We start from the raw sequence: 2,161 nt of genomic DNA, 5'->3' as shown, positions 1-2,161 counted from the left end.
CGCGTGGCCTTCGCGGCCGCCGCGTCGTCGCGCGCGACCGGCGGCGCGCTGCTGCCGGCGAGCAGCGGCGCCATCGACGCCTCGACGGCCTCTTCCTTCCACCCCAGCTCCTCGCACAGCAGGCGCAGCTGGCGGTGCAGCTCGCGCCATTCGCGCATGCGCAGGAAACCGAGGAAGTGGCGACCGCACCAGTCGCGCAGCTTGGACTGGGTGAGATCTTCGTGCGCCTGCCGGTACGCATCCCACAGGCGCAGCACGCCGACGAACTCGGACCGGCCATCGGCGAACTGCGCGTGCGCGGTGTCGGCCGCGCCGCGCGCATCGGCCGGACGCTCGCGCGGATCCTGGATGCCCAGGAACGAGGCAATCACCAGCATAGGCCGCAGGCAGCCGGCGGCCTGCGCCGCCACCAGCATGCGCGCCAGCTTCACGTCCACCGGCAGGCGCGCCATCTGCCTGCCGATGGCGGTCATGCGCCGCTCGCCGTCGATGGCGCCGAGCTCGACCAGCTGCTGCCAGCCGTCGGCGACCGCGCGCTCGTCGGGCGCCTCCAGGAACGGAAAATCCTCGATCCGTCCCAGTCCCAGCTGCAGCATGCGCAGGATCACGCCGGCCAGGCTGGAGCGGCGGATCTCCGGATCGGTGAACTCGGCGCGCGACTGGAAATCGGCTTCGGCGTAGAGGCGATAGCAGATGCCTTCGGCGATGCGTCCGCAGCGGCCCTTGCGCTGGTTGGCGCTGGCCTGCGAGACCGGTTCGATGTGCAGGCGGTCGAGCTTGTTGCGCGGGCTGTAACGCTTGACGCGCGCGAACCCGGGATCGACGACGTAGCGGATGCGCGGCACCGTCAGCGAGGTCTCGGCGACGTTGGTCGCCAGCACGATGCGCCGGTTCGGCCCAGGGTTGAACACGCGGTCCTGGTCCTGGTTGGACAGGCGCGCATACAGCGGCAATACCTCGGTATTCCTGTACTTGCGTCGCTCCAGCGCCTGGTGCGCGTCGCGGATCTCGCGCTCGCCGGGCAGGAAGACCAGCACGTCGCCGCGCGCGTCCTGCCGTGTGATCTCGTCCACCGCCGCCACGATCCCGTCGTTGACCGTGCGCTCCCCCTCCTGCTCGCCCTCGCCTTCCAGCGCGCGGTAGCGCACCTCCACCGGATAGGTTCGCCCTTCCACGCTGATCACCGGCGCATCGTCGAAGTGCCGGGCGAAGCGCGCGGTATCGATAGTGGCGGAGGTGACGATCACCTTCAGGTCACGGCGCTTGCGCAGCAGCTGCTTGAGGTAGCCGAGCAGGAAATCGATGTTGAGGCTGCGTTCGTGCGCCTCGTCGACGATGATCGTGTCATAGGCCGACAGCCAGCGGTCGCTGGCGATCTCCGCCAGCAGGATGCCGTCGGTCATGAACTTGATGTGGGTGTCGTCGCCCACCTGGTCGTTGAAGCGCACCTGGAAGCCGACCCCACGGCCGATCTCGGTCTTCAGTTCCTCGGCCACGCGGCGCGCCACCGCACGCGCGGCGATGCGCCGCGGCTGCGTACACCCGATCATCCCGGCCACACCGCGCCCGGCGGCCAGGCAGAGCTTGGGCAGCTGGGTGGTCTTGCCCGAGCCGGTCTCGCCTGCGATCACGACCACCTGATGGTTGCGGATCAGCTCGACGATGCGTTCGCCCTCGCGCGCGATGGGCAGGCTGTCGTCGAGCGTCACTGCGGGTACCGTGGAACCACGGCGTTCACGGGCGGCGACGGAGGCGTGCAGCGCCTGTTCGAAGGCCTGGCGCGCGCCGGCATCGGCCGGCTTGCCCTGCCAGCGCGACCACAGACCCTGCAGGCGGCCTCGGTCGCGGCTCAGGGCACGGTCGAACGATCGCCGTGCCTGCTCTAGGGCGGCACGGTGGGGATGGGGTTGGGAGGAATCGCGGGGGGTATTCATTCTTCGGGGAACGGTTGAAACTTTTCGCTCACGCCACATGTTCTAGTGTGCCCATTGTGCCGCCTCAACCCACCCACAGGAGAATCCGCATGGCCAAGCCGAAGACCAAGCCCGCCAAGACCAAGGCCGCACCCGTCGCCGCCCCGCTCGCCTCGGCTCCGTCCGCACCCAACATCGATATCGGGATCAGCGGCAGCGAACGCAAGAAGATCGCCGACGGCCTGTCG

Annotated in this window: 1 protein-coding gene; it reads right to left on the bottom strand. The window is 69.3% G+C overall.

What is annotated here, in order from left to right; all coding sequences use genetic code 11:
* Positions 1–1,934: ATP-dependent RNA helicase HrpA (gene hrpA, locus AC04L7_RS17180; protein WP_475513508.1), on the bottom strand; the 1,934-nt coding region annotated here is incomplete at its 3' end.
* Positions 1,935–2,161 lie beyond the last annotated feature (227 nt).

This window comes from Pseudoxanthomonas sp. LjRoot204_2 (genome assembly GCF_056175765.1).
This window is presented reverse-complemented; position numbering and strand designations above follow the sequence as displayed.